General features: G+C 65.3%; 21 protein-coding genes. 19 read left to right on the top strand and 2 right to left on the bottom strand.

Features of this window, described 5'->3' with window-relative positions:
• Positions 1-108 precede the first annotated feature (108 nt).
• The 5 genes from surE (at position 109) to rlmD (ending at position 5,296) form a co-directional block, all read left to right on the top strand.
• Positions 109-882 carry a 5'/3'-nucleotidase SurE gene (gene surE / locus LK540_RS18030; protein ID WP_229438722.1) on the top strand — a complete coding sequence of 258 codons (774 nt, stop codon included), beginning with the start codon at positions 109-111 and terminating at the stop codon, positions 880-882.
• Positions 879-1,772 (top strand): protein-L-isoaspartate(D-aspartate) O-methyltransferase, encoded by an 894-nt coding sequence (locus LK540_RS18025; RefSeq protein WP_229438689.1) that lies wholly within the window; start codon positions 879-881, stop codon positions 1,770-1,772. Before surE ends, LK540_RS18025 begins: the two co-directional genes overlap by 4 nt.
• Positions 1,773-1,805: 33 nt before the next feature.
• Positions 1,806-2,738, top strand: coding sequence for a peptidoglycan DD-metalloendopeptidase family protein (locus LK540_RS18020; protein WP_229438688.1), 933 nt, complete (start codon positions 1,806-1,808; stop codon positions 2,736-2,738).
• Between the two features lie 9 nt (positions 2,739-2,747).
• Positions 2,748-3,800 carry an RNA polymerase sigma factor RpoS gene (gene rpoS / locus LK540_RS18015; protein WP_229438687.1) on the top strand — a complete coding sequence of 351 codons (1,053 nt, stop codon included), beginning with the start codon at positions 2,748-2,750 and terminating at the stop codon, positions 3,798-3,800.
• A gap of 143 nt (positions 3,801-3,943) precedes the next feature.
• Entirely contained in the window at positions 3,944-5,296 is a 1,353-nt protein-coding gene (gene rlmD, locus LK540_RS18010; RefSeq protein WP_229438686.1) for a 23S rRNA (uracil(1939)-C(5))-methyltransferase RlmD, read from the top strand.
• On the opposite strand, the gene LK540_RS18005 is transcribed toward rlmD, so the two are convergent.
• Positions 5,293-7,944, bottom strand: a complete 2,652-nt coding sequence (locus LK540_RS18005) for an ATP-binding protein (RefSeq protein WP_229438685.1) — start codon at positions 7,942-7,944, stop codon at positions 5,293-5,295. The genes rlmD and LK540_RS18005 overlap by 4 nt on opposite strands.
• 135 nt (positions 7,945-8,079) lie before the next feature.
• Positions 8,080-8,766, bottom strand: a complete 687-nt coding sequence (locus tag LK540_RS18000; RefSeq protein WP_229438684.1) for a Bax inhibitor-1/YccA family protein — start codon at positions 8,764-8,766, stop codon at positions 8,080-8,082.
• A gap of 269 nt (positions 8,767-9,035) precedes the next feature.
• On the opposite strand from LK540_RS18000, the gene ndk reads away from it, so the two are divergent.
• The 14 genes from ndk to LK540_RS17930 all read left to right on the top strand — a co-directional run bounded on the left by ndk (position 9,036) and on the right by LK540_RS17930 (position 24,082).
• The gene (ndk, locus tag LK540_RS17995) at positions 9,036-9,449 is read left to right on the top strand and encodes a nucleoside-diphosphate kinase (RefSeq protein ID WP_229438683.1); all 414 of its coding nucleotides are present in this window, start codon (positions 9,036-9,038) and stop codon (positions 9,447-9,449) included.
• An 88-nt stretch (positions 9,450-9,537) separates the two neighbouring features.
• A complete protein-coding gene (gene rlmN, locus LK540_RS17990) occupies positions 9,538-10,707 on the top strand; it encodes a 23S rRNA (adenine(2503)-C(2))-methyltransferase RlmN (protein ID WP_229438682.1) in 1,170 nt (389 codons plus the stop codon).
• A 23-nt stretch (positions 10,708-10,730) separates the two neighbouring features.
• On the top strand, positions 10,731-11,537 hold the full coding sequence (gene pilW, locus LK540_RS17985; RefSeq protein ID WP_229438681.1) for a type IV pilus biogenesis/stability protein PilW: 807 nt from the start codon (positions 10,731-10,733) through the stop codon (positions 11,535-11,537).
• Positions 11,538-11,544: 7 nt separating this feature from the next.
• On the top strand, positions 11,545-12,576 hold the full coding sequence (locus LK540_RS17980; RefSeq protein ID WP_229438680.1) for a helix-turn-helix domain-containing protein: 1,032 nt from the start codon (positions 11,545-11,547) through the stop codon (positions 12,574-12,576).
• 28 nt (positions 12,577-12,604) lie between these two features.
• Positions 12,605-13,879, top strand: a complete 1,275-nt coding sequence (ispG, locus tag LK540_RS17975; protein WP_229438679.1) for a flavodoxin-dependent (E)-4-hydroxy-3-methylbut-2-enyl-diphosphate synthase — start codon at positions 12,605-12,607, stop codon at positions 13,877-13,879.
• Positions 13,880-14,035: 156 nt separating this feature from the next.
• Positions 14,036-15,373 (top strand): histidine--tRNA ligase, encoded by a 1,338-nt coding sequence (gene hisS / locus LK540_RS17970; RefSeq protein ID WP_229438678.1) that lies wholly within the window; start codon positions 14,036-14,038, stop codon positions 15,371-15,373.
• A 51-nt stretch (positions 15,374-15,424) separates the two neighbouring features.
• On the top strand, positions 15,425-16,081 hold the full coding sequence (locus LK540_RS17965; protein ID WP_229438677.1) for a tetratricopeptide repeat protein: 657 nt from the start codon (positions 15,425-15,427) through the stop codon (positions 16,079-16,081).
• A gap of 98 nt (positions 16,082-16,179) precedes the next feature.
• Complete coding sequence (gene bamB, locus LK540_RS17960; protein WP_229438676.1) at positions 16,180-17,334, top strand: outer membrane protein assembly factor BamB; 1,155 nt, start codon at positions 16,180-16,182, stop codon at positions 17,332-17,334.
• A 9-nt stretch (positions 17,335-17,343) separates the two neighbouring features.
• Complete coding sequence (gene der / locus LK540_RS17955) at positions 17,344-18,687, top strand: ribosome biogenesis GTPase Der (protein WP_229438675.1); 1,344 nt, start codon at positions 17,344-17,346, stop codon at positions 18,685-18,687.
• Positions 18,688-18,887: 200 nt separating this feature from the next.
• The gene (gene hfq, locus LK540_RS17950; protein ID WP_026354376.1) at positions 18,888-19,124 is read left to right on the top strand and encodes an RNA chaperone Hfq; all 237 of its coding nucleotides are present in this window, start codon (positions 18,888-18,890) and stop codon (positions 19,122-19,124) included.
• A gap of 32 nt (positions 19,125-19,156) precedes the next feature.
• The gene (gene hflX / locus LK540_RS17945; protein WP_229438721.1) at positions 19,157-20,356 is read left to right on the top strand and encodes a GTPase HflX; all 1,200 of its coding nucleotides are present in this window, start codon (positions 19,157-19,159) and stop codon (positions 20,354-20,356) included.
• Positions 20,357-20,361: 5 nt separating this feature from the next.
• Positions 20,362-21,660 carry an FtsH protease activity modulator HflK gene (hflK, locus tag LK540_RS17940; RefSeq protein WP_229438674.1) on the top strand — a complete coding sequence of 433 codons (1,299 nt, stop codon included), beginning with the start codon at positions 20,362-20,364 and terminating at the stop codon, positions 21,658-21,660.
• On the top strand, positions 21,660-22,532 hold the full coding sequence (hflC, locus tag LK540_RS17935) for a protease modulator HflC (protein WP_229438673.1): 873 nt from the start codon (positions 21,660-21,662) through the stop codon (positions 22,530-22,532). The genes hflK and hflC overlap by 1 nt, the downstream gene beginning before the upstream one ends.
• Before the next feature lie 395 nt (positions 22,533-22,927).
• A complete protein-coding gene (locus tag LK540_RS17930) occupies positions 22,928-24,082 on the top strand; it encodes an ATP phosphoribosyltransferase regulatory subunit (RefSeq protein ID WP_229438672.1) in 1,155 nt (384 codons plus the stop codon).
• Position 24,083: the final 1 nt, after the last annotated feature.

Raw genomic sequence — 24,083 nt, 5'->3', positions numbered from 1 at the left:
GCGGGGCGTCGTCCGGCGACAACGGCGCTCCCGCGGGCTCGCCCGGGGAGCCAGAAATTATGTACCGACGGTGCGCGATACGGCAGTTGCTTCAGGTAAAATCGCGTGATGCGAATCCTAATCAGTAACGACGACGGCTACCTCGCCCCCGGCATCAACGCCCTCGCCGACGCCCTGGCGGCGGTGGCGGAGATCATCGTTGTCGCGCCCGACAGCAACCGCTCCGGTGCGTCCAACTCGCTTTCGCTCGACCGTCCGCTATCCGTCACCAAGGCCGCGAACGGTTTCTATTTTGTCAATGGCACGCCGACCGACTGCGTGCACATCGCCCTGACCGGCATGCAGGAAGCGCCGCCCGACCTGGTCGTTTCCGGCATCAACAATGGCCAGAACATGGGCGACGACACCCTGTATTCGGGCACCGTGGCCGCCGCCACCGAGGCTTTCCTGTTCGGCATTCCGGCCATCGCGTTTTCCCAGGTGCATTCGGGCTGGGCCCACATCGATGCCGCCGCCCGCGCCGCGCGCGACGTGGTGCTGCGCCGCTTCGAGATGCTGCCCGCGCCCTTCCTGCTGAACGTGAATATCCCGAACCTGCCCTACGAGCAGCTCGGTCCGCTGACGCCGACCCGGCTCGGGCGCCGCCACCAAGCCGAGCCGGTGATCCGCTCGCAGGACCCGCGCGGGCGCGAAATCTTCTGGATCGGCGCCCCCGGCGCCTGCCGCGACGCCGGCGAGGGCACCGACTTCCACGCCACGGCGCAAGGCAACATCTCGGTGACGCCGCTGCAGATCGATCTCACCCACCGGCCGCAACTGGAATTGCTGGCCAATGCCCTGGCGGACGAAGCGGGGAGTGCACCCGGCGAGGGGCGGCCATGACAGACCGGTCCGGCGTCCCGGAAGGCAAACGCTTTCCCTTGCCGCTGTCCTCGGTGACCGGGGGCGCGCGCAAGCCGGGCGCGCCGGCGCCGGTGGCCACGCCCCAGACCGCCACCCAGAACGCCGCGCGCGCACTCGGCGGCGCGGCCCAGCCGCCCAAGGCGCCGCCGCCCGGACCCAAGCCGCCCGGCTATGCACCGCAGGCAACGCAAAGCGCCCCCGCGGCCCAGCGTTCGGATCTGATGGCCACCGAAGCGATCCGGCGCGCCATGGTGGCGCGGGTCGCCGCCCAGGGCGTCAAGGACGGCGCCGTGCTGGCGGCCCTGGAGGCGGTGCCGCGCCACCTGTTCATCGAGCCGGCACTGTCGAGCCAGGCCTATATCGACGCCTCGCTGCCGATCGGGCACAATCAAACTATTTCCCAGCCTTATATTGTTGCGCGTATGATCGAGGCTATGCGCGCCGGCAAGTCCGGCGCCGACGCCCCGCTCGGCCGCGTGCTCGAAATCGGCACCGGCTGCGGCTACCAGGCCGCGGTGCTGGCGCGGGTGGCAAAGGAAGTGTATTCGATCGAGCGCATCAAGCCGCTGCACGAATTGGCCAAGGCCAACCTGCGGCCGCTGCGCATATCCAATCTCCGCTTGCACTACGGAGATGGTATGCTCGGGCTCGCGCAGGTCGCGCCCTTCGACGGGATCATCCTGGCGGCGGCCGGCCTGGAAGTGCCACGCGCACTGCTCGAGCAGCTTGCCATCGGCGCACGCCTGGTGGCCCCGGTCGGGGGCCAGGTCCAGCGCCTCGAGCGGATCACCCGTACCGGCAAGTCCGAATGGGCCAGCGAGACGCTGGAATCCTGCCATTTCGTCCCCTTGCGCCCCGGCACCGTTTGAGCGCTGCCAGTCTGTAATAGGTATTAGAAAAGAATGAAACAAAGCATCCGTACCCGTCACCCTTTACTCCTGCTGACCCTCACGCTCGGCCTGCTGGCCGGCTGCAATACCGCCACCCGCCGCGCGCCCGTCGTCGAGCGTCCTGTGTCCCAACCGCATAGCCGTCCGGCGCCGGCCCCGCGCGCCGAGGAACCGCGCCAGGATGCGCGCGGCTTTTATACCGTGCGCCGCGGCGACACCCTGCTGCGCATCGCCCTCGACAATGGCCAGAGCTACCGCGACCTGGTTGCCTGGAACAACCTGGCCGACCCGGACGACATCAAGGTCGGCCAGGTACTGCGCGTAAACCCGCCCGGCAGCGAACGCGTGGCCGGCAACGGCACCGTGACCCAGCCGGTGCCGATGCCGCCGGAAAGCCGTCCCCAGCCGCCGCGCAAGACCACGCCGCGCGCCGACAAGAAGCCGTACAGCGAAGACAACGTGGCCGAAGCCCAGCGCGGCGACAAGGCGGAAAATGTCGTGAACGCCGGCGCCGGTGCGAGCGCCGTGGCGGTGACCGGTTCGCGTGTCGGCGCCACCGTTACCGCCACCGACGACGAGAAACTGAGCTGGATGTGGCCGTCGGACGGGCGCATCATCGCCACCTTCGACGAAGGCAAGAACAAGGGCATCGACATCGCCGGCCGCGCGGGACAGCACGTGATGGCTGCCGGCGCAGGCAAAGTAATGTACGCTGGCAGTGGCATCCGGGGTTATGGTAACCTCGTCATCGTCAAACACAGCAACAGCTTGCTGTCGGCCTACGCCCACAACCGCGCCATCGTCGTCAAGGAAGGCGATAACGTGGCCAAGGGCCAGGTCATTGCCGAAATGGGCGATTCCGATGCCGACACCGTAAAGCTGCATTTCGAGATTCGCCAGCAGGGCAAGCCGGTCGACCCGTCGAGGTTCCTGCCCAGCCGCTAGAGAGGGCCAATGACGCTGCCGCCGCACTCCCGGGATCAAGACGTATCGGACGATCTGCCTGACGAGCTGGAGGGCGACGCTGCGTCTTCCGCAGGCGCCTCCTGCAGGTATCCCGAGGATGCGCCGGAAGGGGTGGCCGATGGGGGCGACGGCGCCCCGGTGCTGCCCGGCGCCGGTGCCGAGCCCGACGGCGTCGACGAACTGAAGACGGTGCTGGCCGCCGAGCTCTCCACCGACACCACCCAGCATTACCTGAACCAGATCGGCACGCGCCCGCTGCTGACGGCCACGCAGGAGGCGCACTTCGCCACCCTGGCCAAGGCCGGCGACTTCCGTGCACGCCAGACCATGATCGAGCATAACCTGCGGCTCGTGGTCTCGATCGCCAAGCACTACATCAACCGCGGCGTGGTGCTGCTCGACCTGATCGAGGAGGGCAACATCGGCCTGATGCGCGCCATCGACAAGTTCGAACCCGAGCGCGGTTTCCGCTTTTCCACCTACGCCACCTGGTGGATACGCCAGAGCATCGAGCGCGCCATCATGAACCAGGCGCGCACGGTGCGCCTGCCGGTGCACATGGTGCGCGAGCTGAACGCCGTGCTGCGCGCCAAGTACCACCTCGAAGCCCAGCACCACGACGGCAAGGACGCCAGCGTCGAGGACATCGCCAGCCTGCTCGGGCGTCCGCCCGAAGAAGTGCAGGACATCCTGGCCCTGTCGGAACACGCGGCCTCGCTCGATGCGCCGCTCGACAACGATCCGGGGTCCAGTTTGATGGACATGCTGCCCGGCGAGAACGACGACAGCCCGGATGCGCGCGCCGAGCAGCACGAGATGACGCTGCTGGTGCGCGACTGGCTGACGCGCCTGCCCGAGAAGCAGCGGGTGGTGGTGATGCGGCGCTTCGGGCTGGACAACGACGATCCGGCCACGCTGGAAACCCTGGCGGAGGAGATGGGGGTGACGCGGGAAAGGGTGAGGCAGATCCAGCAGGAAGCACTGGTGAAGCTGAAGCGGGCGATGGCGGCACGTGGCGTCGTGCGCGATTCCTTGTTATGATGCGGCGGGTTTTTGGGCTGGTTTAGTTGTTTTCCATCGTTTGCGCCGCAGGTCAAATCCCGAGCCAACGGTTCGCAGTTTGATCCGCCAACAATGTTCATCGTTCCGCGTGGGCACGGAGTGCCCACCTTACGTCCTTTCCAATGCAAGAAATTTTTATCGATATTAAATCGCTGGACGCGGATGCGCGCGGCGTCGGTCACCTCGAGAACGAGGACGGGACCCCGGGCAAGGTGATCTTCGTCGAAGATGCGCTGCCGGGCGAGCGCGTCAGCTATGAAGTCAAGCGCAAGAAAAAGAACTGGGAAGCGGGCCGCATGGTCACGCTGCAGAAGGCGTCGTCGATGCGGGTCGAGCCGCGCTGCGAGCATTTCGGCTATTGCGGCGGCTGCTCGATGCAGCACCTGGAGCCGAGCGCCCAGGTCGCGATCAAGCAGCGCACGCTGGAAGACAACCTCTGGCACCTGTCGAAGGTAAAAGCCGAGAACATCATGCGCCCGATGTACGGGCCGACCTGGGGCTACCGCTTCCGCGCGCGCCTGTCGGTGCGCCACGTCGAGAAGAAGGGCACGGTGCTGGTCGGCTTCCACGAGCGCGCCTCGTCGTATGTGGCCGATATCCGCTACTGCCACATCCTGCCGCCGCACCTGGGCGGCATGCTGATGCCGCTGCGCGAACTGGTCGGCTCGCTGTCGATCTACAACCAGATGCCGCAGATCGAAGTGGCCGTCGGCGAGGAAACCACGGCCCTGGTGCTGCGCATCATGGCGCCGCTCAGCGCCAAGGACGAGGAACTGGTGAAAGCCTTTGCCGATGAGTGGGGCATCCAGTGGTGGCTGCAGCCGAAGGGCCCGGACACCGTGTATCCGTTCTATCCGCTGGACCGCGAGCTGTACTACACGCTGCCGGAATTCGGCGTGCGCATGCCGTTCAAGCCGACCGACTTCACCCAGGTGAATCACCAGATCAACCGCGCCCTGGTGCACAAGGCGCTGACCCTGCTGGAAGTGCAGCCGCAGGACCGCGTGGCCGATCTGTTCTGCGGCCTGGGCAACTTCACGCTGCCGCTGGCGACCCAGGCGCGCGAAGTGGTCGGCATCGAAGGCAGCACCGTGCTCACCACGCGCGCGCTGGAAAACGCGAAGGCCAACGGCCTGGACGCGAAGACCACCTTCTATACCCGCAACCTGTTCGAGGTAACGCCGGACGACCTGGTGCAGCTCGGCCGTTTCGACCGCATGCTGATCGACCCGCCGCGCGACGGCGCGATCGCGCTGGCGCTGGCCCTGGCCGAACTGCGCGAGAGCGGCCGCACGGATTACCTGCCGCAGCGCATCGTGTACGTGTCGTGCAGCCCGTCGACGCTGGCGCGCGACGCCGGCGTGCTGGTGCACCGCGCCGGCTACGTGATGAAAAAGGCGGGCGTGGTAAACATGTTCCCGCACACCTCGCACGTCGAGTCGATCGGCGTGTTCGAGCTGGCGGACGCCGTCTAAGCCTGCGCGCGCTGCGCCAGCAGCGCGAAAAGCTGGACCGGATCGGCGGGCTTGAGCAGGTAGGCGTCGAACGCCGATGCGCCGGCCTGCGCCGCGTCGGGCTGGCCATAGCCGGTGACTGCCACCAATAAGGCGCCGGCGCTGGCGGGCAGGGCGCGCAGCCTGGCCGCCAGTTCGTGCCCATCCATTCCTGGTAGCCCGATGTCGAGCAGGCAGGCGTCGAAGGCATCCGCCTGCGCCCGGTGCAAGGCCGCGTGCGGGTCATGCGCCACGGTGGCGCAGTAGCCTGCGGCGTCGAGCAGCATCGCCATCGTGTTGGCGGCGTCGACGTTGTCGTCGACCACCAGCACGCGCAAGCCGGCTCCAGCGATGTTACCCGACATGACGGCCGGCGCAGCATCGGCTTCCACGGGTGCCGCGATGCGCGGCAGGCGCAATGTGAAGCGGCTGCCGCGATTGCGTCCGTCGCTCGCCGCCGCCACGCTGCCGCCGTGCAGTTCCATCAGGCTTTTCACCAGCGCCAGTCCCAGCCCGAGTCCGCCCTGGGCGCGGTCCGGCGTGCGCTCGGCCTGCGAGAACAGGTCGAACACGGTCGGCAGCAAATCGGGCGCGATCCCGATGCCGTTGTCAGTCACGGCAATTGACACCTGGCCCGCATCCACGGTCATCGCCAAATCCAGGAGCCCGCCGTCCGGCGTGTACTTGGCAGCATTGTTCAGCAAGTTTGCCAGCACCTGCACCAGGCGCTTGTGGTCGCCCTCGACACAGGCCGGGCCGGGCGCCAGCTGCAAAGTCAGTTCGTGTCGGCGCGCCTCGACCAGCGGGCGTACCTGTTCGGCGGCATCGGCCACCACCGCCTTCAAGTCGACCGGGGCGCGTTCCAGCAGGGCCAGGCCGCGCGTGACGCGCGAGACGTCCAGCAAATCGTCGATCAGGCCGGTCATGTGCGCAACCTGGCGCCCGATGATGCCGCTGGTCCGGGCGACCCGTCCATGGTCGCCCGTGATGTTCCCGGATTCCAGGCTGAGCAGCTGGGCCGCCGCCGCGATCGGCGCCAGCGGGTTGCGCAGCTCGTGCGCCAGCATGGCCAGAAACTCGTCCTTGCGGCGGTCGGCGGCGCGCAGGGCTTCTTCGGCGCGCACCCGTTCGATGGCGCTCCAGGCGCGCTCGGCGACGTCGCCGATCACGCGCAGCTCGTCCTCGTTCCATACCCGCGCCGCGGCCTGGTTCACGAACAGGCAGGCGATCAGGGCGCCGTTGCGGCTGAGCGGCACGGCGACGCCGGAATGCACCTCCAGGGCGCGGTAGGCCGGCCAGACGCCGGGGCCGCAGGTGCGCGGGTCGTGTTCGAGATCGTCGGACACCCAGGTCTCGCCCCGTTCCAGCGTCTCGAAATTGCCGGCCCCGAAGTGGACGGTGGCATGGCTGCCGTGCAGCGGCGCGACACCGTCGACGTAGTTGGCCTGGAAGGCGACCTGGCGGCGCTCGGCGTCGTACTCGCCGTAGACGACCCGGCTGGCTTTCAGGAAGCGGCCGAGCAGGGCGCCCGTTTCGTGCAGGATGGCGTCGACGCTGCCGAGCCGGCGCAGCACGTCGGCCAGGCCAAGCTGGAATTCGAAGATCGCCAGCAGCGAGGACTGGCGCGCCACCGCCGCGCGCAATTCCAGCGCGCTGTTGGCGCGTTCGGTGGCGCTCCAGACCTGGGCCGCGATGTCGGACGCGAGCTTGCGCTCCTCGGGCGTCCAGCGCCGCGGCCGCCCGTCGAGCACGTTCAGGCCGGCCAGCAGGCGGCCGTTGCGCGCATGCGGCAGCACCAGCAGCGACACGATGCCGAGCCGTTCGTAGGCGGCGAGCCAGGGCGCGGTGCGTGGGTCGAGGCGCACGTCCTCAACCACCAGGGCCTGCCCGGCGCGCAGGCTGGCCAGCACCTCCGGCCCGAAGCTGTCGAGCAAGGCTTCCTTGCCGACCAGTTCGCCGCTGCCTTGCGGCGTCCAGTGGGCGCGGATGCGGAAGCTGCCGCCGGCATCGTCGTTCACGGCGTGGAAAATGTTCGAGGCGCCCAGGTAATGGCCCAGGGCGTCATTGGCGACTTCGGCGATTTTCTCGGGTTCGAGCAGGCCGGCGAGGCGCTCGGCCAGCTGCAGCTGCAGGGCCTGGCGCCGCTCGAGGGCGACACGCGCCGTGGTTTCGTTGATCACGCACAGGGCGCCGCCGACGGCGCCGGTCTCGTCGCGCAGCGGCGAATAGGCGAGAGTAAAGCAGGCCTCGAAGGGCTGGCCGTCGCGCAGGATCATGCGTGGCACGTCTTCGCCATAGGTCGGCTGGCCGGCAAAGGCCTGCTCGACTAGCGGCTGCACGCCGTTCCAGAGTTCCGGCCAGACCGTGCGCAGCGGCGTGCCGAGCGCCGCCGGGTGCTTGGTTTCCAGCAGCTCGATGTAGGCCTCGTTGTAGAGCATGACCAGCTGCGGGCCCCAGGCGATGAAGATCGGGAAGCGCGAATCGAGGATCATGCCGACCGCGCTGCGCAGTACCGGACCCCAGGTATGCGGATGGCCGGCCGGGCTGTTCGACCAGTCGCGCGCGGCATAGCCGGCGCGGATGGCGCCGGGACTGGCCAGCAGGTCGTAGGGGAGTCGGGCGGCGTCCATGGAGCCTTGGGCATCGGGAAAACGCCGATGATACGGCGAAACCCGGCGCACATGCCCGCACGAAACAATTTTCTATTGGTAAGGACGAAAAAAAGCCGGCCTCGCGGGCCGGCTTGTTGCTTCTTTGCGTAAAGATCAGTCGTCGCCGCCGGCGATGCCCAGCAGGCGCAGCAGGTTGGTGAAGACGTTGTACACGTCGAGGTAGATCGCCAGGGTAGCCGTGATGTAGTTGGTTTCGCCGCCATTGACGATGCGCTGCACGTCATACAGGATGAAGGCCGAGAAGATCGCCACGGCCAGCACCGAGAACACGATGGTCAGCGCCGGGATCTGCAGGAAGATGTTGGCGAAGCCGGCCAGCAGCAGCACGACCACGCCGGCCATCAGCCAGCTGCCCATGCCCGAGAAATCGCGCTTGGTGGTGGTGGCGATGCTTGCCATCACGGCCAGCACGCAGGCGGTGCCACCGAAGGCGGTCATGATCAGGGTGCCGCCGTTGCTGTAGCCCAGGGTGTGGCGCAGCAGCGGGGTCAGCATCAGGCCCATGAAGAAGGTGAAGCCCAGCAAAACGAACACGCCGACCGCGGAATCCTTGGTCTTTTCGATGGCAAACATGAAGCCGAAGGCAATCGCCAGGAAGATGATGAAGCCCATCGCGCCGCCGAGCATCGGCAGCTGCATCGTGACGCCGATGAAGGCGCCGAGCACGGTCGGGATCATCGACAGGGCCAGCAGCCAGAAGGTGTTGCGCAGGACTTTGTTGCGCGTGACCTGGCCGACCGCCACGTCGTACGCGGGTTGCTTTTGCAGGATAGGGTTCATGTTCGTGCCTCCGTTGGTAGGATAATTCGGTGCCAGCATAGCATGCGCATGCCGCGCAGAGTATGGACAGGCCTTGGGTTTAAGTTATTCATAAGTTCCGTACCGCAAGCTACCGGCCTCGCTCGACCGGGCGTTTTTCCAACGCGATTCCGCCACTTTGACCCGCCCCGCCGCATTCTGGGTTATATGGACGCATGTATGGTAAAATCGAAGGTTGATTGAGTTCTCAACTTCTCGATTTAAACCTTTCTTTTTATTGGAGTTTTTACATGGCAATCGAACGCACCCTGTCGATCATCAAACCAGACGCAGTTGCAAAAAACGTGATCGGCCAAATCTACAGCCGCTTCGAAAACGCTGGCCTGAAGATCGTCGCAGCCCGTATGACCCAGCTGTCGCGCGAGCAGGCTGAAGGCTTCTACGCTGCCCACAAGGAGCGCGGCTTCTTCAACGACCTGGTCACCTTCATGGTCTCGGGTCCAGTCATGATCCAGGTTCTGGAAGGCGAGAACGCCGTCCTGGCACACCGCGACCTGATGGGCGCAACCGATCCGAAGAAAGCTGAAAAAGGCACCATCCGCGCCGACTTCGCCGATTCGATCGATGCCAACGCCGTGCACGGTTCGGACGCTGTCGAAGCCGCACAAGTCGAAATCGCTTACTTCTTCCCAGAACTGAAGTAATCGCTGTCGGCACCAAGCACCGCTCGCCCATGCCTCAGGCCCGGCGAGCGGGGTTCGTTTTATTTTTTATACAGTACCCCAGAACACCATGACGACTCTCACCAACCTGCTGGACTTCGATCCCGCGCAACTCGTCGCTTACTGCGCTGAATTGGGTGAGAAGCCGTTCCGCGCAAAGCAATTGCAACGTTGGATACACCAGTTCGGCGCCAGCAATTTCGACGACATGACGGACCTCGCCAAGTCGCTGCGCGAAAAACTGAAAACCCGCGCCGAGGTGCGCTCGCCGGCCATCATCAGCGACAACACCTCGAGCGACGGCACCCGCAAGTGGCTGGTCGACGTCGGCAACGGCAACGCCGTGGAAACCGTGTTCATCCCGGAAGAAAACCGCGGCACGCTGTGCATCTCCACGCAGGCCGGCTGCGCCGTCAACTGCCGCTTCTGCTCGACCGGCAAGCAGGGCTTCAACCGCAACCTGACCGTGGCCGAGATCATCGGCCAGCTGTGGATGGCCGAGTTCGAGCTGCGCCGCACCAAGGGCATCGAGCCCGGCCCGAAAGGCGAACGCCAGATCACCAACGTGGTCATGATGGGCATGGGCGAGCCGCTGCTGAACTACGAGCCGACCGCCACCGCGCTGAAACTCATGCTCGACGATAACGCCTACGGCCTGTCGCGCCGCCGCGTGACCCTGTCGACCTCGGGCGTGGTGCCGAACATCGACAAGCTGGCGCAAGACGTGCCGGTGGCCCTGGCCGTGTCGCTGCACGCCTCGAACGACGCCCTGCGCGACATCCTGGTGCCGCTGAATAAAAAGTACCCGCTGCGCGAACTGCTGGCCGCCTGCAAGCGCTACCTGGAATTCGCGCCGCGCGACTTCATCACCTTCGAGTACTGCATGCTCGACAACTTCAACGACAGCGACGAGCATGCGCGCGAACTGATCGCCCTGGTCAACGATCCGGAAGTGGGCGTGAACTGCAAGTTCAACCTGATTCCGTTCAATCCTTTCCCGGAGTCCGGCCTGTTCCGCTCGAAGAACCCGCGCATCAAGGCCTTTGCCGAAGTGCTGATGAATGCCGGCATCGTCACCACCGTGCGCAAGACGCGCGGCGACGACATCGACGCCGCCTGCGGCCAGCTGGCGGGCGAGGTCAAGGACCGTACCCGCGTGGCCGAGCGCATGGAAAAGATGGCCGAGTACCAGAAGAAGTTCGGCGCCGACTTCGGCCGCATCGTGGAGATTCCTTCTTGATCGGCGCACAGGCAGGCGCGGGCATGAACAGGGCAGGGGGCATCCGCATGGCGGCTGCGCTTGCCCTGTGCCTGCTGACGGCCTGTGCAAATACAAGCAATAGCGGCTCCACGGCCGAACTGAAGACCGCCTCCGACCAGACCCAGGCCGAAAAGCGCGCCGCGATCCGCCTGCAGCTGGCGGTCGAGTACTACCAGGACGGCAAGTACGAGATCGCCCTCGACGAGATCAAGAAGGCGATCGCCGCCAACGGCGATTATGCCGACGCCTATGGCGTACGGGCCCTGATCTACACCGCGATGAACGAATTGCCGCTCGCGGAAGAAAACTACCAGCACGCGCTGCGCCTCGCGCCGCGCAACCCCGAGCTCGCCAACAACTACGGCACCTTCCTGTGCCAGCGTGCCAACCGCCCGGCCGAGGCGATGCGCCACTTCGACGCCGCGATCGCCAATCCCGCCTACCGCACGCCGGTGAGCGCCATGGTGAATGCCGGGCAGTGCAGCCTGAAGACGAATAATATCGACGCGGCCGAGCGCTACCTGCTCAATGCGCTGCGTTACAACCCGAACCTGCCGGCCACCAGCGCCGGCCTGGCGCGGGTGTACTACGAGCGGCGCGACTACGAGCGCGCCGGTTTTTTCATACACCGCCTGACGGACGTGTCGACCCTCGACACCCTGTCCGCCGACGCCTTGTGGCTGGCCATCCGGGTCGGCCGCAAGACCGGCGAACGCGCGAACGAAGCCAGCCTGCTGGCGCAGCTGCGGCGGCGCTTCCCGGGCTCGCCCGAATTCGCGGCGTACGAGCGCGGGGCATTCGATGAGTGAGACGACAATGACTTCAGAGCGCGCAGACCAGGGCGCCACGCCGGCCAACCACCACAGCCATCCTGGCGCCACCCTTGCCGCACAGCGCGAAGCGATGGGCTGGAGCGTCGAGCAGGTAGCCGAACAGCTCAAGCTGGCGGTGCGCCAGGTGGTGGCGATCGAGGCCGGCGACTACGCCGCCTTGCCCAGCCCCGCCGTGACGCGCGGTTTCGTGCGCGCCTACGCCAAGATCGTGCGCCTCGATCCGGCGCCGCTGGTGGCAATGGTCAAGATCGACGAACCGGTTGTCGCGGACACTGACGCCGCCGCGCGCCGCGAGCGTCCGACCTCGTTCTCGCATTCGCGCTTCCCGACCCATGGCAAGCGCTCCAGCCTGCCGCTGGGCTGGATCGCCGCCGTCGTCGTGGTGGCTGCCGCCGCCGGCGCCGCCTGGAATTTCGGCCTGATCAAACTGCCGGGGGGCGACGCCACGGCCGGCGGCGACGCCGTACCGACCGTGCCGGCCGACGGCAGCACCGCGACCGTTCCCGACACGGCCCACGATCCAGCCGTGCCGCTGATCTCGGTGCCGGCGCCGGGCGACGCGAATGGCGCAGCGCCGGCGAATGCGCCATCAAACGCGCCGGCAACCGCGCCGGCCGGGAATGCCGCCACGCCGCCCGCAGGGACTGCACCGGCGCCTGCCACGACTGCACCGGCAGCGCCGGCCACGACCGCGCCGGCTGCGAACGCGCCCGCGGCAGTCGTCACGGCGCCTGGCGCCACCCCGGTTGCGCCGGCCGCCGCCGCTCCTGTCGCAGGCGCCAACACCCTGGTGCTGAGCGTGCGCGAGGATTCCTGGATCGAAGTGCGTCCGCAAGGCGGCCGCGCGCTGATTTCGCGCCTGGTCAAGGCCGGCAGCACCGAGACCGTCGAGGTGCCGGGCACGGCGACCCTGGTGGTCGGCAACCCGAACGGCGTCACGGCCACGCTGCGCGGCGCCGCCGTCGCGCTGCCGCAGGTGCCTGGCAAGACGATTTCGCGCGTCACGATCAAATAAGTACTGAACAGATAATCGGGAACACAGCATGAACGCCATGAATTTGCCCATTCCTTCCGGTCCGATGGCGCGCCGCGCCAGCCGCCGCGTGCTGGTCCAGCACGGCGCGCGCAAGGTCTGGATCGGTGGCGACGCCCCGGTGGTGGTGCAGTCGATGACCAACACCGACACCGCCGACGTGATCGGCACCGCCATCCAGATCAAGGAACTGGCGCGCGCCGGTTCCGAGATGGTGCGTCTCACCGTCGACAAGCCGGAAGCCGCGGCCGCCGTACCGGCGATCCGCGAGCAGCTCGACCGCATGGAAATCGATGTGCCGCTGGTCGGCGACTTCCACTACAACGGCCACATCCTGCTGCGCGACTTCCCGGAGTGCGCGGCCGCGCTGTCGAAGTACCGCATCAACCCGGGCAACGTGGGGCAGGGCGCCAAGCGCGACACCCAGTTCGCCCAGATGATCGAAGTCGCCATCAAGCACGACAAGCCGGTGCGCATCGGCGTCAACTGGGGCAGCCTGGATCAAAGCCTGCTGGCGCGCATCATGGATGCGAACGCCGCGCGCGCGAACCCGTTCAGCGCCCAGGCCGTGATGTACGAAGCCCTGATCACCTCGGCCATCGAGAACGCCGTGCGTGCCGAGGAAGTCGGCCTGGCGAAGGACAAGATCATCCTGTCGTGCAAGGTCTCGGCGGTGCAGGATTTGATCGCGGTGTATCGCGAACTGGCGCGCCGCTGCGACTACCCGCTGCACTTGGGCCTGACCGAGGCCGGCATGGGCAGCAAGGGCATCGTCGCCTCGACCGCTGCGCTGTCGGTGCTGCTGCAGGAAGGCATCGGCGACACCATCCGCGTGTCGCTGACGCCGGAACCGGGCGGTGACCGCACGAAAGAAGTCGTGGTGTCGCAGGAAATCCTGCAGACCATGGGCCTGCGCAAATTCACCCCAATGGTGATCGCCTGCCCGGGCTGCGGCCGTACGACCTCGACCGTGTTCCAGGAACTGGCCGACAACATCCAGACCTTCCTGCGCGATTCCATGCCGGAATGGAAGAAGCTGTATCCGGGCGTGGAAGCGATGAACGTGGCCGTGATGGGCTGCATCGTCAACGGCCCTGGCGAATCGAAGCACGCGAACATCGGCATCAGTTTGCCGGGCACCGGCGAATCGCCGGCGGCGCCGGTATTCGTCGATGGGCAGAAGGTTGCCACGCTGCGCGGCGAGCGGATCGTCGATGAGTTCCAGACCATCGTGCTGGATTACGTGAAAAAGAATTACGGCAAACAAACCGAAATCGTTGGCTAAAACGTAGGGTGGACACCTGTGTCCACGCGGTCGTACTCTTGAATACCGCACCTTGTGAGGCGGTTCGACAGATCGCATGCCGTACCGCGTGGACACAGGTGTCCACCCTACAAAAGCAGAACCGACCGCAAGAATGCGGATAGCAGAGCAAACAACATGTCCAAACCAGAAAAAATCAATGCCATCAAAGGCATGAACGACATCCTCCCAGCCGACGCGCCGCTGTGGGAACTGTTCGAGAACACCGCCGAAACGATCCTGAAGAGCTACGGCTACCAGAAAATCGTCACCCCCATCGTCGAGGAAACCCGCCTGTTCGCGCGCGCGATCGGCGCCGTGACCGACATCGTCGAAAAGGAAATGTATTCCTTCGAAGACTCGATGAACGGCGACCAGCTGACCCTGCGCCCCGAAGGCACGGCCGGCGTGGTGCGCGCCGTCATCGAGCACAACCTCGTCTACGAAGGCCCGAAGCGCCTCTGGTACAAGGGCCCGATGTTCCGCCACGAGCGTCCGCAGCGCGGCCGCTACCGCCAGTTCTTCCAGTTCGGCGCCGAAGCCGTGGGCTTTGCCGGCCCGGACATCGATGCCGAGCTGATCATGCTGTGCCGCCGCCTGTGGGATGACCTCGGCCTGCAGAATGTGCGCCTGGAACTGAACTCGATCGGCAACGCCGACGAGCGCAACCGCCACCGCGCCGATTTGATCGCCTACTTCGAGCAGCACAGCGAAGTGCTCGACGCCGAAGCCCAGCGCCGCCTGCACAGCAACCCGCTGCGTATCCTCGACACCAAGAACCCGGCCATGCAGGAAATGGTGAACGGCGCGCCGCAGCTGCTGTCGTATCTGGGCGAAGATTCACTGGCCCACTTCAACGGCGTGAAAAAACTGCTCGACCGTAACAACGTCCAGTACACCGTGAACCCGCGCCTGGTGCGCGGCCTCGATTACTACAACCGCACCGTGTTCGAGTGGGTCACCGACGAGCTGGGCTCGCAGGGCACCATCTGCGCCGGCGGCCGCTACGATCCGCTGATCGAAACCTTCGGCGGCAAGCACACGCCGGGCGTCGGTTTCGCGATGGGCATCGAGCGCATCGTCGAGCTGATGAAGGGCCTGGGCGAGCCGGCCACGCCTTCCCAGTGCGACGTCTACATGGTGCACCAGGGCGAAGAAGCGCAGGTGCAGGCCTTCATCCTGGCCGAACGATTCCGCGATGCCGGCCTGGATGTTGTGCTACATTGCGCAACGCCGGCGGGTGCGGGCAGCTTCAAGAGCCAGATGAAGAAGGCCGACGCCAGCGGCGCCGCCTTTGCCGTCATCCTCGGCGAAGACGAAGTGGCCAACAATGTGGCGGCCGTGAAGTCGCTGCGCGGGGAAGCCGGCGAGCAGCAGCAGGCCAGCGTCGCCTTCGACGCCGTGGTCGACCACGTGGTCGACGCCATCATCGGCGACCATGACCACGACCACGATCACGTGCATTACCACCCGTAAGCAGTAGCGAAGCAAGTCATCCATCGATAACTATCAGACAGACGAACGACCATGGCATACGACCTCGAAGAACAAGAACAGATTGCCTCATTCAAGGCTTTCTGGTCCAAGTACGGCAACCTGATCACCTGGGTGCTGATCATTGCGCTCGGCTCTTTCGCCGCCTATAACTTCTGGAACCAGCATCAGCGCAAGTCGTCCGTGGAGGCTTCGGCCCTGTATGACACCCTGACCGACGCCGTCACCGCCAACGACAATGCCAAGGCCCAGCGCATTGCCGCTGACATCCAGGACAAGTTCAAGCGCACCGCCTACGCGCAGATGAGCGCCCTGGCCGCCGCCAAGGCCGCCTTCGAGGCGAACGACCTGAAGACCGCCAAGACCCATCTGCAATGGGTGGTCGACAACGGCAACGACGAGTACCAGTCGGTCGCGAAGCTGCGTCTGGCCGGCGTGCTGCTGGACGAAAAGAACTACGACGGCGCCATGAAGCTGCTGAACGAAAAGTTCCTGCCGCAATTCGCCGCCGAAGTGCAGGATCGCAAGGGCGACGTGCTGGTCGCGCAGAACAAGATCGCCGATGCGCGCAGCGCCTACGTTGCCGCCCTGGCCGCCATGGGTCCGAAGCATCCGGGCAGCCAGCTGGTGCGCATCAAGCTCGAAGCCATCGGCGGCACCGCTCCGGAAGCGCCGAAGGCAGCAGCGTAATCGTCGTCGGATACGGCCCGCTTCCGCCTTCCTGGCGGGGGCGGGCTTTGCGGCTTTATACAGTTCAGACTTCAGACTAAGAACAAGGCTAAAAGAATATGCGTATTACCCGTAAGCTGGTTGGTGTCGGTGTCCTGGCCCTGATGACGGGCTGCTCGACCTTGAGTTCGCTCAACCCCTTCTCCTCGAAGGACAAGACCAACGAGCCGGCCAAGCTGGAAGAACTGAAGGCGTCGATGGCCGTGCGTACCGCATGGAAGCTCGACATCGGCAAGGCGCGCGGCTACCAGTTCTCGCCTGCGCTGGCCGGTAACACCCTGGTCGTGGCCAGCGCCGAGGGCAACATCGCCCGCGTCGAAGCGGCCGACGGCCGCCCGATGTGGCGCATCAAGGCAGGCTCGGACCTGACCGCCGGCGTCGGCACCGACGGCAACGTGATCGTGGTCGGCGCCGCCAAGGGCGTGCTGATGGCCTTCGACATGGAAGGCAAGGCGCTCTGGAAGACCCAGCTGTCGAGCGAGATCCTCTCCGCCCCGGCCGTGGGCCAGGGCATGGTCGTGGCGCGCTCGATCGACAACCGCGTGGTCGGCATCGACGCCGCCACCGGCGAAAAGAAATGGACCGTGCAGCGTCCGTCGCCGCCGCTGACCCTGCGCAATGCGCCGGGCATGGTGGTGTACGAAAAAGACGTGGTCGTGGCCCAGCCGGCCGGTAAACTCACTTCCTTCCTGCTGGCCACCGGCGCACCGCGCTGGGAAGTCGAAGTCGGCGTCGCCCGCGGCGCCACCGAACTCGAACGCGTGACCGACATCGGCGGCGCGCCGGTGATCTTCGAATCCGACGTCTGCGCCGTGTCCTACCAGGGCCGCGTGTCCTGCTTCGAGCTGGCCTCGGGTTCGCCGCGCTGGAACCGCGATTTGTCCTCGGAAGTGGGCGTGGCCGTGGACCAGCGCTTCGTCTTCGCCGCCGACGACAAGGGCGCCGTCCATGCGTTCGCCCGCGACAGCGGCGCCAGCGTCTGGAAGAACGACAAGCTGGCCTTCCGCGGCCTGTCGACTCCGCTGTCCTACGGCCGCGCGGTCGCGGTCGGCGACTACCAGGGTTACATCCACTTCCTGTCGCGCGAAGAAGGCAGCATGCTGGCGCGTCTGTCCCTCGACGGCGGCGCCGTCAGCGGCACGCCCCTGGTGGCCGGAAGTAACCTGATTTTTCAAACACAAAATGGAACTGTGGCCGCCATCGCGGTCGAATAGAATAAATACATGAAGCCGGTAATTGCACTCGTTGGTCGCCCGAACGTCGGAAAGTCGACCCTCTTCAACCGCCTGACCCGTTCGCGCGACGCGCTGGTGGCCGACCTCCCTGGCCTGACGCGCGACCGCCACTACGGCGAGGGGCGTATCGGCGAGCGGCCCTTCCTGGTCATCGATACCGGCGGTTTCGAGCCGGTGGCCAAGGAAGGCATCATGCACGAGATGGCCCTGCAGACGAAGCAGGCCGTGGCCGAAGCCGACATCGTCGTCTTCATCGTCGACGGCCGCCAGGGCCTGACCCCGCACGACAAGACCATTACCGACTTCCTGCGCAAGTCCGGACGCCAGGTCATGCTCGTCATTAACAAGTCCGAGGGCATGAAGTACACCTCGGTTACCGCCGAGTTCTACGAACTGGGCATGGGCGACCCCTACGTCATTTCCGCCGCCCACGGCGACGGCGTGACCGACCTGGTCAACGAAGCGCTCGACATGGCCTTTGCCCAGCGCCCGGCCGACGAGGAAGAACTGGAGCCGGCGGACCGCGGCGTGAAGATCGCCCTGGTCGGCCGTCCGAACGTCGGCAAGTCGACCCTGATCAACACCCTGGTCGGCGAGCAGCGCGTGATCGCCTTCGACATGCCGGGCACCACCCGCGACTCGATCGAAGTGCCGTTCGAGCGCGACGGCAAGCAGTACACCCTGATCGACACCGCCGGCATCCGCCGCCGCGGCAAGGTGTTCGAGGCCATTGAGAAATTCTCGGTCGTGAAGACCCTGCAGTCGGTGACCGAAGCGAACGTGGTCGTGCTGATGCTCGATGCCCAGCAAGACATTTCCGAGCAGGATGCGCACATTGCCGGCTTCATCCTGGAGTCGGGCAGGGCGCTGGTGGTGGCTGTCAACAAGTGGGACGGCTTGACCAGCGACCAGCGCGACCAGGTGAAGAACGACATCGACCGCAAGCTCGACTTCCTCGGCTTTGCCGACATGAAGTTCATCTCGGCGCTGAAGGGCAGCGGCGTGTCGCAGCTGATGAAGTCGGTCGATGCGGCGTATGCTGCAGCCACGGCCAACCTGTCGACCCCGCGCCTGACCCGCGCGCTGCAGGAAGCGATCGAGAAGCAGGAGCCGAAGCGCAAGGGCGGCACCCGTCCGAAGATGCGCTACGCCCACCAGGGCGGCCAGAATCCGCCGGTCATCGTCATCCACGGCAATGCCCTCGATGGCGTGACGGAACCGTATAAACGCTATCTGGAAAAGCACTTCCGCGACACCTTCAGCCTGATCGGCACGCCACTGCGCATCGAACTGCGCAGCGGCAAAAATCCTTTCGATAAGCGCGAAGGATAATCCTTTTCGGATAATCGCCTTTCCATGGGGACGTATTGCTGGGTTTAATGTTTTCTTAAGCCTAGCAGTACGACAAAAAAGGGTAAAACAGGTTACAGTAACTGCAGGCCATCGTTCGCAAAGCTGAATCTTGCCCCGTCCACTTGAAAAGGCGGCATTAGCCTCCAATTTTTAAACTACAACAACATTACGGAGCTGTTATGAGCAACAAAGGGCAACTGTTACAAGACCCATTCCTCAATGCCTTGCGCAAAGAGCACGTCCCTGTCTCGATCTACCTGGTCAACGGGATCAAACTGCAGGGCCACATCGAGTCCTTCGACCAGTACGTCGTCCTGCTCCGCAACACCGTCACCCAAATGGTCTATAAGCATGCCATTTCCACCGTCGTGCCGGCTCGCGCCGTCAATCTCAACCTCGATTCCGAAGCTGAGTAAGGCCGATGGCTGACGCCCTCGGTACAAGTACCATGCGCGCCGCGCTGGTCGGCATCGATTTTGGCGCTGTCGACTTCAGCGCCAGTCTCGAAGAGCTCGCCTTGTTGGCGCGCTCGGCCGGCGCGGAGCCGATCACCACGATCACCGCAAAACGCTCCGCCCCCGATCCTGCCTATTTTGTCGGCAGCGGCAAGGCCGACGAAATCGCCCAGGCGGCGACCGTCGACAATGCCGACATCGTCATCTTCAACCACGCCCTGTCGCCTGCCCAGCAGCGTAACCTCGAACGCCGCCTGAACCGCCGCGTCATCGACCGCACCAGCCTGATCCTCGACATCTTCGCCCAGCGCGCCAAGAGCCACGAGGGCAAGCTGCAGGTGGAACTGGCCCAGTTGCAGCACCTGGCCACGCGCCTGATCCGCGGCTGGACCCACCTTGAACGCCAGAAGGGCGGTATCGGCCTGCGCGGTCCCGGCGAAACCCAGCTCGAGACCGACCGCCGCCTGATCGGCGAGCGCGTCAAGGCCCTGCGCGCCCGCCTGGTCAAGCTGCGCAAGCAGCACGAGACCCAGCGCCGCCAGCGTGGCCGCAACAACACCTTCTCGGTGTCGCTGGTCGGCTACACGAATGCCGGCAAGTCGACGCTGTTCAACACGCTGACCAAGGCCGGCGTGTATGTGGCGAACCAGCTGTTCGCCACGCTGGACACCACCAGCCGCCGCCTCTACCTCAACGACGAGGTCGGCAGCGTGGTGATTTCCGACACCGTCGGTTTCGTGCGCGAACTGCCGCACCAATTGGTGGCAGCGTTCCGCGCCACCCTGGAAGAAACCATCCACGCCGACCTGCTGCTGCACGTGGTCGACGGTTCCTCGCCGGTGCGCATGGAACAGATCGAGCAGGTCAACGACGTCCTGCGCGAAATCGGCGCCGACCATATTCCGCAAATCCTTGTGTGGAACAAGATTGATGCAGCCGACCTCCAGCCCGGGGTCGAACGTGATGAATATGATAAAATCAGCCGCGTTTTTATCAGCGCCCGCAGTGGCGCCGGCCTCGATTTGCTGCGCGATGCCATCGTCGAGGCGGCAGGCTCCGCGCGCGGTTCGAGCCCTGAAAACGAAGAGCAGGACGATGCCGTGCCGAATGCATCCGACGATGACTCCCCCGACGATTCCGACGACGACCTCGGCGACCGTATTCCAACCTCCACCCCTGTCGGGCCCCAATAAAGCCTATGCTCGTTTCCTTACTTAAACGTTTCGGCGTCAAACTGTCGCTGAACGATCCACGCTGGGGCAACAATCCCAAGCGTGACCCCAAGGCCCAGGAGGGCCGCCGTCCGGGTGAAGGTCCGCCCGATCTCGACCAGATGTGGCGCGACTTCAATGCGCGCCTGAACCGCCTGTTCGGCGGGCGCGGCAACAACGGCGGCGACGCCGGCGGGCCGTACCGCTCGGAAGGGCGGGGCGCCGGCATTACGGCCACCGTGATCGGCTTCATCGTCGTGCTGATCTGGCTCGCCAGCGGCGCCTTCATCGTGCAGGAAGGCCAGGTCGGCGTGGTGACCACCTTCGGCCGCCTGAGCCACACCACCGGCGCCGGTTTCAACTGGCGCTGGCCGGCCCCGATCCAGGCCCACGAAACCGTCAACGTCTCGCAGGTGCGCACCGCCGAAATCGGCTACCGCGACAACGTGCGCAACAAGCAGCCGGCCGAAGCGCTGATGCTGACCGACGACGAAAACATCATCGACATCCAGTTCGCGGTGCAGTACACCCTGAAGGACCCGGTCGCCTGGGTCTTCAACAACCGCGACCAGGACACCAGCGTGCACCAGATCGCCGAGACCGCGGTGCGCGAAGTGGTGGGCAAGAGCAAGATGGACTTCGTGCTGTACGAAGGTCGCGAAAAGGTGGCCGTCGACGTCCACACCATGATGCAGGCCATCGTCGACCGCTACAAGCTGGGCGTCCTGATCACCAACGTGACCATGCAGAACGTGCAGCCGCCGGAGCAGGTGCAGAGCGCATTCGATGACGCCGTGAAAGCCGGCCAGGACCGCGCGCGCGCCGGCAACGAAGGCCAGGCCTATGCCAACGACGTGATTCCGCGTGCCCGCGGCGCCGCCAACCGCCTGCTGGAAGATGCTTCCGCCTACCGCTCGATGGTCATCGAAAACGCGACCGGTAACGCCTCGCGCTTCAACCAGGTGGTGGCCGAGTACGCCAAGGCCCCGGGCGTGACCCGCGACCGCATGTACCTCGACACCATGCAATCGATCTTCAGCAACACCACTAAGGTGATGGTCGACGCCAAGTCGGGTTCCAACCTGCTGTACCTGCCGCTCGACAAGCTGGTGGCCCAGGTGGCCGCGAACGACGCGAATGTCGGCCGTGCGCACTCGGGTCCGGTGCAGCCGCAGACCACGCAGGAAACCTCGTCGACTTCGCAGGAAGTCATGCAAAACATCGAAGCGGTGCGCCAGCGCGACTCGCGCAGCCGCGATACTTCACGTGACAGGGAGAGCCGTTGATGAGCCGCCTCGTAACCATTTTCGTGGCGGGCTTCATTGCCCTGATGCTGCTGTCCTCGACCGTGTTCGTGGTCGACCAGCGCCGCTTCGCGATCGTCTTCGCCCTCGGTGAAGTGCGTGAAGTGATCGCCGAGCCGGGCCTGCACTTCAAGCTGCCGCCGCCGTTCCAGAACGTGATCTACCTGGACAAGCGCATCCTGACCCTGGATACGCCGGATGCCGACCGCTTCATCACGTCCGAGAAGAAGAACATCCTGGTCGACGCTTTCGTGAAATGGCGCATCGTCGAGCCGCGCCTGTACTACGTCAGCTTCAACGGCGACGAGCGCGCCGCGCGCAACCGCATGTCGCAGATCGTCAAGGCGGCCCTGAACGACGAGATCACCAAGCGCACCGTGCGCGACGTGATTTCCGGCGAACGCGGCCGCGTGATGGATGCGGTGCGCGACAAGGTCGTGGCCGAGGCCAAGCAGATCGGCGTCGGCATCGTCGACGTGCGCCTCAAGCGCGTGGACTACATCGACCAGATCAACAACTCGGTGTACGACCGCATGCGCGCCGAGCGGGTGCGCGTGGCCAATGAATTACGTTCGACCGGTTCGGCCGAAAGCGAAAAGATCCGCGCCGATGCAGACCGCCAGCGCACCGTGATTTTGGCCGAAGCCTTCCGCGAAGCCGAGAAGATCAAGGGCGAGGGCGATGCGAAAGCCTCGGCGATTTATTCCGAAGCGTTTGGCAAGAACCCGGAGTTTTACAAGTTCTACCGTTCGCTCGAAGCTTATCGCGCCAGCTTCAAGGCGCAGGGTGATGTGATGGTGATCGATTCGAATTCGGAGTACTTCAAGTATTTCAAGAATCCGGGTAGCAAATAAGCCGGAGCCTTCCAGAAAACGCCGCGTACTCCGCGGCGTTTTTTTATTCGTGGCCGCGGCATTTTGATATCGGCTCCCGTACGGTGGGCACTCCGTGCCCACGCGGAACGATGCGTCAACGCGGCATCATTGCATCCGTCGGCGGCTGAGCCTAAATAGCGGCTTCAGGAGCGTCAACGCGACGCACGCATTCGCGTGGGCACGGGGTGCCCACCGTACGGTCGGCGTTCCCATCCGGTTCGTCCGCCAACGGATCACCGCCTCGACAAGCTCACGGAGCAACATCAACCGCCAGCCCCGCCGCATTTTCGGGTAAAATTGCCGATTCGGCGCTGACTTCGCACGTTCGATCGCGCCTTATTGCCTCATTCTTAACAATCCACTAGCTGTTGCCCATGCCGAACTGGCTTCTGCCCGAGAATATCGCCGACGTCTTGCCGTCCGAAGCGCGCAAGATCGAAGATCTGCGCCGCACGATGCTCGACACCTTCCGCCTGTACGGCTACGAGCTGGTGATGCCGCCGATGCTCGAATACGTCGAGTCGCTGCTCGCCGGCGCCGGCCAGGACACCGACCTGCGCACCTTCAAGCTGATCGACCAGTTGTCCGGCCGCCTGCTCGGCCTGCGCGCCGACATGACGACGCAAGTCGCCCGCATCGACGCCCACCTGCTAAACCGTAACTCCGTTACCCGCCTGTGCTATGCCGGCAGCGTGCTGCACACCCGCCCGTCGGGCCTGCACGCCACGCGCGAGCCGATCCAGATCGGCGCCGAGATCTACGGCCACGCCGGCCTGGAAGCCGACGCCGAGATCCAGGAGCTGGCGTTGTGCTCGGTCGCGCTGGCCGGTTTTACCGAGGTGCGCCTCGACATGGCCCACGTCGGCGTGCTGCGCGCGCTCCTGAATGAAGACGCGGCAGCCAAGAAAGACGAAGCTCAGATCACCGCGCTGCTGCGCGCGAAAGACGTGCCCGGCCTGGCCGAGCTGACCCGCGCCTACGCACCCGCTACCCGCGACGCACTGCTCGCGCTGCCGAACCTGTACGGTGACGTCGAGGTGCTGGCGCGCGCGAAGGACGTGCTGCCGGCGCTGCCCGGCATCACCCGCGCCCTGGCTGAACTGGCGGCGCTGGCCGCCGGCGCCATCGGCCGCGCCGAGGTCGCGATCGACCTGGCCGACCTGCGCGGCTACCAGTACGAAAGTGGCGCCATGTTCGCCCTCTACGTGCCGGGCCTGCCGAACGCCGTGGCGCGCGGCGGCCGTTACGACCACGTGGGCGAAGCCTTCGGCCGCGCACGTCCGGCCACCGGCTTCTCGCTCGATCTGCGCGAGCTGGCGCGCTTGCTGCCGACGGCCGAGCGCAAGCATTCGATCCGCGCCCCCTGGGGCAACGCGCCGGAGCTGCGCGAAAAAATCGCTGACCTGCGCAAGGCAGGCGAAGTCGTGATCCAGTCCATGCCGGGTCACGATAATGTTCAGGACGAGTTCGAGTGCGACCGCGTGCTCGTCCTCGAAGATGGAAATTGGATTCTCAAAAACTTAGGTTAAG

The organism is Massilia sp. IC2-278 (genome assembly GCF_020708045.1).
Lineage (GTDB): Bacteria > Pseudomonadota > Gammaproteobacteria > Burkholderiales > Burkholderiaceae_D > Telluria.
This window is presented reverse-complemented; position numbering and strand designations above follow the sequence as displayed.

Excerpts from the sequence above, each read along its gene's own strand:
- surE (WP_229438722.1), top strand. The coding sequence starts at position 109 with ATGCGAATCCTAATCAGTAACGACGACGGCTACCTCGCCCCCGGCATC.
- LK540_RS18025 (WP_229438689.1), top strand. The coding sequence starts at position 879 with ATGACAGACCGGTCCGGCGTCCCGGAAGGCAAACGCTTTCCCTTGCCG.
- LK540_RS18020 (WP_229438688.1), top strand. The coding sequence starts at position 1,806 with ATGAAACAAAGCATCCGTACCCGTCACCCTTTACTCCTGCTGACCCTC.
- rpoS (WP_229438687.1), top strand. The coding sequence starts at position 2,748 with ATGACGCTGCCGCCGCACTCCCGGGATCAAGACGTATCGGACGATCTG.
- rlmD (WP_229438686.1), top strand. The coding sequence starts at position 3,944 with ATGCAAGAAATTTTTATCGATATTAAATCGCTGGACGCGGATGCGCGC.
- LK540_RS18005 (WP_229438685.1), bottom strand. The coding sequence starts at position 7,944 with ATGGACGCCGCCCGACTCCCCTACGACCTGCTGGCCAGTCCCGGCGCC.
- LK540_RS18000 (WP_229438684.1), bottom strand. The coding sequence starts at position 8,766 with ATGAACCCTATCCTGCAAAAGCAACCCGCGTACGACGTGGCGGTCGGC.
- ndk (WP_229438683.1), top strand. The coding sequence starts at position 9,036 with ATGGCAATCGAACGCACCCTGTCGATCATCAAACCAGACGCAGTTGCA.
- rlmN (WP_229438682.1), top strand. The coding sequence starts at position 9,538 with ATGACGACTCTCACCAACCTGCTGGACTTCGATCCCGCGCAACTCGTC.
- pilW (WP_229438681.1), top strand. The coding sequence starts at position 10,731 with ATGAACAGGGCAGGGGGCATCCGCATGGCGGCTGCGCTTGCCCTGTGC.
- LK540_RS17980 (WP_229438680.1), top strand. The coding sequence starts at position 11,545 with ATGACTTCAGAGCGCGCAGACCAGGGCGCCACGCCGGCCAACCACCAC.
- ispG (WP_229438679.1), top strand. The coding sequence starts at position 12,605 with ATGAACGCCATGAATTTGCCCATTCCTTCCGGTCCGATGGCGCGCCGC.
- hisS (WP_229438678.1), top strand. The coding sequence starts at position 14,036 with ATGTCCAAACCAGAAAAAATCAATGCCATCAAAGGCATGAACGACATC.
- LK540_RS17965 (WP_229438677.1), top strand. The coding sequence starts at position 15,425 with ATGGCATACGACCTCGAAGAACAAGAACAGATTGCCTCATTCAAGGCT.
- bamB (WP_229438676.1), top strand. The coding sequence starts at position 16,180 with ATGCGTATTACCCGTAAGCTGGTTGGTGTCGGTGTCCTGGCCCTGATG.
- der (WP_229438675.1), top strand. The coding sequence starts at position 17,344 with ATGAAGCCGGTAATTGCACTCGTTGGTCGCCCGAACGTCGGAAAGTCG.
- hfq (WP_026354376.1), top strand. The coding sequence starts at position 18,888 with ATGAGCAACAAAGGGCAACTGTTACAAGACCCATTCCTCAATGCCTTG.
- hflX (WP_229438721.1), top strand. The coding sequence starts at position 19,157 with ATGCGCGCCGCGCTGGTCGGCATCGATTTTGGCGCTGTCGACTTCAGC.
- hflK (WP_229438674.1), top strand. The coding sequence starts at position 20,362 with ATGCTCGTTTCCTTACTTAAACGTTTCGGCGTCAAACTGTCGCTGAAC.
- hflC (WP_229438673.1), top strand. The coding sequence starts at position 21,660 with ATGAGCCGCCTCGTAACCATTTTCGTGGCGGGCTTCATTGCCCTGATG.
- LK540_RS17930 (WP_229438672.1), top strand. The coding sequence starts at position 22,928 with ATGCCGAACTGGCTTCTGCCCGAGAATATCGCCGACGTCTTGCCGTCC.